Here is a 7,893-nt window from a genome sequence, read left to right as displayed (position 1 = left end):
TTTCTATATACGGGTTCTGTAAGTTTAGGACCGATGTAAGAATATGCGACAGTTTGTGCATTTGGTGCGAGAAGATTTTCTTTTTGCAAAGCATCTATCCAAAAATGCCAATCTTCACCACCCATTACCGCAATTGTATTTTCTATATCATCTTCAGTAGCAGGATCTATCGATATTTGTGAGATGTCACCTGTATGAAAATCTACAGTTTTGTTAGTATATGTAGTTCCAATAGGTTTTAAAACAGATTTGTGTTTTACACCTGTTTTAGGATGTAATCGTACAGGAGAAGCTAAGCTATAAATAACGAGATCAATTTGTCCAAGATCCTTTTTGATAAGCGCTATTGTTTGTTGTTTAATTTCATCAGAAAAGGCATCTCCATTAATGCTTTTCGCATATAAACCTGCCTGATGAGCTTGATTTTCAAAAGCAGCACTATTATACCATCCGGGAGAAGCTGGTCTATTAGCTTTTGGAGCTTTTTCTAAAAATACTCCAATCGTTGCAGCGTTAGAACCAAAAGCACTAGTAATTCTAGAAGCTAAACCGAACCCCGTAGAAGCACCGATAACTAAAACATTTTTAGGGCCTTTTATTGGATCTTTTGATTTGATGTAGTCTATTTGATTTTGGACATTTTTCTCACATCCTTTTGGATGAGCCGTAAGACAGATAAATCCGCGAGTTCTAGGTTCTATGATCATTGTGCAATTTCTTTTCCGAAGGTACGAACTTAGGCGAAAAAGAACCGATTTCCAAAGAAATAAGAGGATATTCGTATTTTTTTAAAATAAGATAAATTTATTCATGAAATCTATAGTAGTTTTCTAAGAAGAATATTGTTTTTAGTTGAAATAAAAGAGCTTCTAATAAAAAGGTAAAATATCTGGTTCTAGGTAAAGAATTATTATTAGAAGTAGTTTTAACTGTCTTTAGCTTTTACTGTAAATAAAGGTAATGATACTTGGTATCTTACTACGATTAGTCGTATAACAATAATGAGCATAGTAGTACTAATATAAATGATAGTAATTGGAGTGTTTAGTTTATATAAAATCATAAAACAAATACCTCCAGCAATAGAAGCGGTTGCATATATTTCTTTTCTGAAAATTACAGGAATTTCATTACATAATATATCTCTGATTACACCTCCAAAACACCCTGTCATAGCTCCTAAAGCGACAGATACTATTGGGGCGAGATTGGTCTGAATTCCTTTTTCAACACCAATGATGGTGAAAATTCCTAAACCTATAGTGTCAAACAAGAAAAGAGATCTCTTAAGGTAGTCTAGTTTATTTCTAAAGATAATTGCTAAAATAGTAACCCCACCTATCAAATATAAGTTTAATGTATTTTGCATCCACGAAACTGGTGTTGCGCCAATTAATATATCTCTAAGGGTTCCTCCACCAATAGAAGTTACAAAAGCGATAATGAATATTCCGAAAAGATCAAGTTTCCGGTTCATCGCGCTCAAAGCTCCCGAAATGGCAAATGCGATAGTGCCTAAGATATCTAAAATTTCGAAAATTGTCATTCTTCTTAATTTTTGAATAAATGTAGGTTATCTACTTTGAATTATTACTTTTTAGATTCATATTTCGCGTTTTACTGAAGAAATATATCAGGAGAATCCTTGTTACTATTTTTTAAGTGGTGTCTTTTATGAACTTTTATTAACAAGTTTCTTAAGTAATCCAGAAGATGTATTGTCCAACATATATTTAAGATGTCTATAAGTCAATAACAATTCTTAATAACTTTAATGTAAGGTTTATCTTCAAATTGCTACTTTTACATCAGTAATAAAAGAGAAGATTATGTCAGACACTATAGAAAGAATAAAATGCCTTATTATAGGTTCAGGACCTGCAGGTTATACTGCAGCTATATATGCAGCTAGAGCGGATCTTAAACCTATTATGTATACAGGTATGGAACCAGGTGGTCAGTTAACTACTACTACTGAAGTTGATAACTTCCCTGGATATCCAGAAGGAATTGATGGACCAACTATGATGGTTCAATTACAGCAGCAAGCAGAACGTTTTGGAACAGAAGTTCGAATAGGAATGGTTACAGCTGTTGAATTTAGTAAAGAAGTAGGAGGAATCCATAAAGTGACGGTGGATAATACCAAAGAAATTGAAGCAGAAGCGGTAATTATTTCTACTGGGGCTACTGCTAAATATTTAGGTTTACCAAGTGAACAAAAATTAAGAGGTGGAGGAGTATCTGCTTGTGCGGTTTGTGATGGATTCTTTTATAAAGGACAGGATGTCGCGATCGTTGGAGCAGGAGATACGGCTGCTGAAGAAGCTACGTATTTAGCAAATATTTGTTCTAGTGTAACAATGCTTGTACGTAAGGATTATATGAGAGCTTCAAAAGCAATGCAGCATAGAGTGAATGCTACACCTAATTTGAAAGTGCTTTATAATACTGAAGTTGATGAGGTGTTAGGAGATCAAGTAGTAGAAGGTTTACGAATGGTAAATAATCAAACTGGTGATAAATCTGAAATTTCAATTACTGGTCTGTTTATAGCTATTGGGCATAAACCAAATACGGATATTTTCAAAGGTCAGATTGATATGGATGATACCGGATATATTATTACTGAAGGTAAATCTACAAAAACAAATATTCCAGGTGTATTTGCCTCTGGAGACGTGCAAGACAAAGAGTACAGACAAGCTGTTACAGCAGCAGGAACTGGTTGTATGGCAGCTTTGGATGCAGAAAGATATCTTGCAACAGTAGAAACTAATCAAGAAGTATCTGCTTAGAACATATTTATAGTTAAAAAAGAGAGCCTGCTAGTTTAAGAATTAGCAGGCTCTTTTTTTACTTTAATTTTAGCAAACTGGGGCTATAATCAATATTTTTCTTATAAATGATAGCTTCATTAGCAAATTGCGTCATATTGATTTTGGGTTCTCCTAAAAGATAAATCTCTGTCTCGTCTTTGGCTTCAATAGTGATTTCTTGATTGGTAACTATGTAACAATCGCTAGAACCTTCTGCGATAACAGATGTTTTTTCTGAAGTTAATTTTTCACCGTAGAAATCGGTATTTCCATCAGCTCTTAGTAGCATTGATTTCGTTTTTCCTTCTAATTTGGCATATCCTTTTTGATATAAATCAACTTTTAAACTATCCGCATCCACGATGCCTTTAAGTTCAGCGTCATCATTGATTTGGTAAAAAGCATCATTTGCATTTATATGTAATTCAACATTCGAATCACCATTGGAAATACTAGTTGCTTTGTCAGCTTCAATACTTAGAAATACCTCAGTATCATCATTGCTTTCAATTCTTATTTCAGGAGCGTTAATTAGAGAAGTAGATTTGAGCTGTACTTTATTATATGATATTATTTTCTTTAACTCTTGAGCATATCCTATTTTAATATGAAGTGCTTTTGATCGTTTTATTCTCTTATCTGATTTAATGGTAAGGATACTATCATTTACGCTTATATTAATTATTTCCTGTAAGTTACTGTCTGCTTCAATACTTATTAGATTATCACTATCTTCTTGAATTGAGACTTCAAAATTGTCATAAAGTTGTATGGTGTGGTAAGCATCTACAAACTTTTGCTCTGTTACAACAATTTTATTTCCTTTTATTTTTTCTTTCTGAGCTTGTAAACTCCCTAAACTAAATATAAATAATACAAAAAGCACCCAAGTTCTCATAGTGTGAAAGTTTTTATTTTTAAACTTTATTTTTTTCATTTAAGTATAATTTTTTGCGAAAATTATCAATACAAGTAGTATTTGAGATATAAAGATAATTTTACAATAGAACATTATCCAAAAGGTATACCAAAAAAATAACCTCTTTGGGATTATAGGTGATTTTTATCTGTGAAGTGTACCTGAATGTTGGTTGTCTAATTTTAATAATAAAAATAGCCTCCCAAGGGAGGCTATTTTCTTGCCATTGGCAAGTTTGGTTAAGTAAAGTGGAGTTCCTTTTAATTATTACTTTACCTTACTGGCTTCTTCTACTACTTTACCATTTTCGCGGACTACCATTTTTGATACTATCTTATTTTCGTCTTTTACAAATTCAAACGTAAGAGGACTTTGTTTATGGAAAAATAATGATTCAGTTTGTGGATATACGATAGATTGCATTTTACCAGCTTTAATCTCTAATACCTTGTTTTTTTTGGTGATAACAACTGTACCAGTTTGTGGAGCCTTGTAAGTACCTATGTATTGATCTAATATTTTATCAGATACTGAGACTTCTTTCTTATCAGTATTTTGAGGAGCCGGTTGATGATCATAACTTAGTGCTCTGGTCATTGCCCATGTATTGTCTTTATATTGCCATACATGTGTGAATTTTGCAATCTCTGCTAGCCTTTCTTCTTTCCCATTTTCAGAAACATAGAATAGATGTTCACCACTAATAATAGCTCCATAGTTGTTAAGTGGATATACTGCTACACTTCCTTCTACTACTGCTCTTCGAACTCGAGGACCTTCGGGATTACATAATCCATTTTTTACAGAAGACATCATTTTTTGGAGCCCTTTTGTTAATCCACCTTTATCATGGTAGAATTCAAAATCTTCTATAAAAAAAGTTCTAAACTTTTCGATATTACACGTATTATAGGATTGCCAGAATTCAGCATCTAACTTTAGTATTGTATTGGTAATTTCATCAGATGATTTAGAATCTTGAGCTTTTAGATGATTGTTCCCATAAAATAGTATACAGAACAATAGGATTATGTGGTTGAATCTTGATTTCATTTTTTGTTTTTTGATTGATTGTATTTTGAAATGGGCAAAAGAAAACCACCTGAAAAGCATTAATATCTAAATAACTTGTCTGTCAACAGTGGGTGCTTTCCTGGTGGTTCTTTTTTTGGTTGGTGTGGTTGGTGTGGTTGGTGGTTGGTTAGTTTGTATTTATTGGTTAGGGATTAWAGTTTAATTTCTTCTTACGTTGCCTCCAGAATTATCGTTTTCAGAAACCTTTTCTGGATTACCATAATATACTACATCAGCGCCGCTTGTTGCTTTTCCGGTAAATTCATCTTTGGCGTGGATTTTAATCATAGCGCCACTTGTCGCTTTTGCATTGGATACAAGGCTTAATAAATCATTTGCTCTAATATTAGCACCGCTTGTTGCACTTGCTTTATGATTATTTACTTTTCCTGAAAGATCCATTATAGCGCCACTAGTTACAGATGTAGTAAGTGTTTCTGCTTTTACTTTTAGCTCGATGTTTGCACCGCTTGTTCCACTAATAGCTAAATCCTTTTGAACAACAGTTCCTTGTGAAGTCACACGAGAACCACTAGTCGCAGAGATTTTACCTAATTTATTGTAAGATACATATACAGTTTTCTCATCAGCCTGATATATATTCTTATCTGAAGTAATATAAAGTGTTTCGCCTTCTACATATACTTCAATGTGCTGATGAAGGTTTTCATTTGCTTCAATGATTACTTTTCTGTCTTTTTTATTCGTTAAAACTACGTCTAAACCCCGACTTGATTTTATAGTGTCAAAGTTTTCGTTAATGGTCTTTTCTTTTCTAATTACTTCTCCTTCGCCTCTAATTCCATCAAAGGCAATGTTGCAAGAACAACATAAGGCAGTTACAAATAAAGTAACAATGATTTTAGCTATTGTAGTCATAATTAAGATTGATTAATTTATTAAACTGTTCGTTTTTTGATTGATATTATTTATTGTTTATCGGTTTTTATTTTTACACCATTTTCGTCGATTTTAATATCTACTTCTTCACTTTTGATTTGAACGCCATCTTTGTCAATTTTAAGATTAGCATTCTCGTCTTCAGAGTTGATATTGATTTTTACACCATCTGTTTCATCTTCATCATCTTTCCACTCATTATATTGCCATTCATCTTTTGGACAATCCTCACAGGTAAGTTTCCCATCGATTAATTTTAAATATTTTTCTTCTTTACCATCGATGGTCAAATAATCATTGTATTTCCAAGAATTATTAAATCCAGAAGTGTTTTCATCTGCAATTACAGTCATGCCTTCAGGTATAGAAATTATGATTTCGATTTCCTGATCGTTGTATTTGTGAGTGTAATCGGTAATTGCATATCCATCTAATAATAGAGTATTTCCTTTTATGTCATAATTGTATTTTAAAGCAGCTGCTCTTTCTTTTGCGTTGTCATAGCTACTTCCTTCAGCATTTTTTCTAATTTCTAACTTCGGAATCGAATCTTCGCCGTTTTCCTTAAGAAATACTTCAATGTCTTGAATAACGATTACTTTGTTGTCATTTTCGTCTCGTTTTATTTTAAAGTTATTTCTATGGTATAAACCTCTTACATATCTATTATTTCCAACCATTTGTATACGTAATGTATCCGTTGGTTGTAAATACAGGTTTCTTGAATCTTCAATAACTTCGGCATCATATGCTTCCTGAGTAACCTGACGGATACCTACTATTGTCAAGCCAATTACTGATAATATCCATACAGCTAGTAATGCTAATTTTGCTGGAGTTCCTATAGATTTTAGATTGTTTATTACAATTTTTAAACCTAGAATAAATAGGAAGAAAAATGGGATACCTACCGCAAACAATGTTAACATTGATACTAACCATAAAGGTACGTTAGGACGATTCACTACGTCAATATATTCAGTAAATGGAGTTTCAATAAATCCAAAAGTACCTACCGCAAATAAGCTGATAAATAAACTGATCAATGTGACACCTGCAACTAGAATAAGAATTACTCCGATAAATTTCACAAATACTTTTAATACTACGAGTAATACATCTCCAAGTGCTTCAAAGAAACTGGTAGAACCACTTTTTACTTTATCACTGTATTTTTGATAATCTACATCCTTTACTTTATCCGCAACATCATTAAATCCTTCTTTAATTTTTTTTTCAATGTTACTAATATTGACAGCTTCTCCTTTCATTGCCAGATAATCAGCTGTGCTTTTTGCTTCTGGAACGAAAATCCAAAATGCTATATAGATAAGAATGAAAGCACCACTAGAGAATATGGTAAAAAGAATCCATGCGATTCGTAACCATATAGAATCTATTCCAAGGTAATGGCTTAATCCAGAACTTACACCACCAACATAGGAGTTAGAAGTATCTCTGAATAATTGTTTAGATCTTGTAGGTCTTTGGTAAGATGTTTTAGGTTCGTCTTCAAAGATTTCTTCGTCTAATCTATAATCTTCAGGTTGTCCCATTACTTCGATTATTTCATCGACTTCTTTGATTCCTATTACTTGTCTTTCGTCTTTGATTTTTTCACTGAAAAGCTCTGCTATTCGAGCTTCGATATCAGCGATAATTTCGTCTCTTCCCTGAGAGTCAGTAAATGAACGTTTTATCGCCTGAATATAGCGCTGCAGCTTTAAGTAAGCGTCTTCATCTATGTGAAAAAATATGCCTGCTAAATTTATATTAACTGTCTTGTTCATTTCTGTTTCTTTTTTTGTTTAGTAACAATGGTTACCGCATTTTGTAATTCGTCCCAAGTGGTATTTAGTTCTTTTAGGAATAGTTTTCCTGTTTCTGTAAGTCCGTAATATTTACGTGGTGGTCCTGATGTAGACTCTTCCCATCGATAGCTGAGTAATCCGGCGTTTTTTAACCTAGTTAATAAAGGGTATATTGTGCCTTCTACAACGAGCATCTTCGCATCTTTAAGTGTCTCTAAAATCTCTGCTACATAAGCATCATCGTCCTTAAGAATTGAAAGTATGCAATATTCCAGAACACCTTTACGCATTTGCGCTTTTGTGTTTTCGATCTTCATAAAACTGATTTTTTAAAAAGTTAAACTGTTCATTTTTTGATTGATTAATGATT

At 32.8% G+C, this 7,893-nt stretch carries 8 protein-coding genes; 1 reads left to right on the top strand and 7 read right to left on the bottom strand.

What is annotated here, in order from left to right; translation table 11 throughout:
- Together fabV and GBO31_RS10780 are read right to left on the bottom strand one after the other, a co-directional pair.
- The coding region (fabV, locus tag GBO31_RS10785; RefSeq protein WP_343211307.1) for an enoyl-ACP reductase FabV at window positions 1–707 on the bottom strand (707 nt) is incomplete at its 3' end.
- A 218-nt stretch (window positions 708–925) separates the two neighbouring features.
- Window positions 926–1,546, bottom strand: a complete 621-nt coding sequence (locus GBO31_RS10780) for a trimeric intracellular cation channel family protein (RefSeq protein WP_219008350.1) — start codon at window positions 1,544–1,546, stop codon at window positions 926–928.
- A 283-nt stretch (window positions 1,547–1,829) separates the two neighbouring features.
- On the opposite strand from GBO31_RS10780, the gene trxB reads away from it, so the two are divergent.
- Window positions 1,830–2,798, top strand: coding sequence for a thioredoxin-disulfide reductase (gene trxB / locus GBO31_RS10775; RefSeq protein WP_219008349.1), 969 nt, complete (start codon window positions 1,830–1,832; stop codon window positions 2,796–2,798).
- 58 nt (window positions 2,799–2,856) lie between these two features.
- Here the strand turns inward: trxB and GBO31_RS10770 are convergent, their stop codons facing one another.
- The 5 genes from GBO31_RS10770 to GBO31_RS10750 all read right to left on the bottom strand — a co-directional run bounded on the left by GBO31_RS10770 (window position 2,857) and on the right by GBO31_RS10750 (window position 7,840).
- Window positions 2,857–3,717: a GIN domain-containing protein gene (locus tag GBO31_RS10770; protein ID WP_219008348.1), complete on the bottom strand. Its 861-nt coding sequence runs from the start codon at window positions 3,715–3,717 to the stop codon at window positions 2,857–2,859.
- A 288-nt stretch (window positions 3,718–4,005) separates the two neighbouring features.
- Window positions 4,006–4,791 carry a DUF4440 domain-containing protein gene (locus tag GBO31_RS10765; protein WP_219008347.1) on the bottom strand — a complete coding sequence of 262 codons (786 nt, stop codon included), beginning with the start codon at window positions 4,789–4,791 and terminating at the stop codon, window positions 4,006–4,008.
- Window positions 4,792–4,971: 180 nt separating this feature from the next.
- Window positions 4,972–5,691, bottom strand: coding sequence for a head GIN domain-containing protein (locus tag GBO31_RS10760; RefSeq protein WP_219008346.1), 720 nt, complete (start codon window positions 5,689–5,691; stop codon window positions 4,972–4,974).
- Window positions 5,692–5,741: 50 nt separating this feature from the next.
- Window positions 5,742–7,502: a PspC domain-containing protein gene (locus tag GBO31_RS10755; protein WP_219008345.1), complete on the bottom strand. Its 1,761-nt coding sequence runs from the start codon at window positions 7,500–7,502 to the stop codon at window positions 5,742–5,744.
- The gene (locus tag GBO31_RS10750) at window positions 7,499–7,840 is read right to left on the bottom strand and encodes a PadR family transcriptional regulator (protein WP_027392197.1); all 342 of its coding nucleotides are present in this window, start codon (window positions 7,838–7,840) and stop codon (window positions 7,499–7,501) included. The genes GBO31_RS10755 and GBO31_RS10750 overlap by 4 nt, the downstream gene beginning before the upstream one ends.
- Between the last annotated feature and the right edge of the window lie 53 nt (window positions 7,841–7,893).

Origin of the sequence: Aquimarina litoralis, assembly GCF_019295435.1 — a bacterium.
Taxonomy (GTDB): domain Bacteria; phylum Bacteroidota; class Bacteroidia; order Flavobacteriales; family Flavobacteriaceae; genus Aquimarina; species Aquimarina litoralis_A.
Note: the sequence above shows the minus strand (reverse complement) of the source record. Positions and strands in the feature narration are given on the sequence as shown.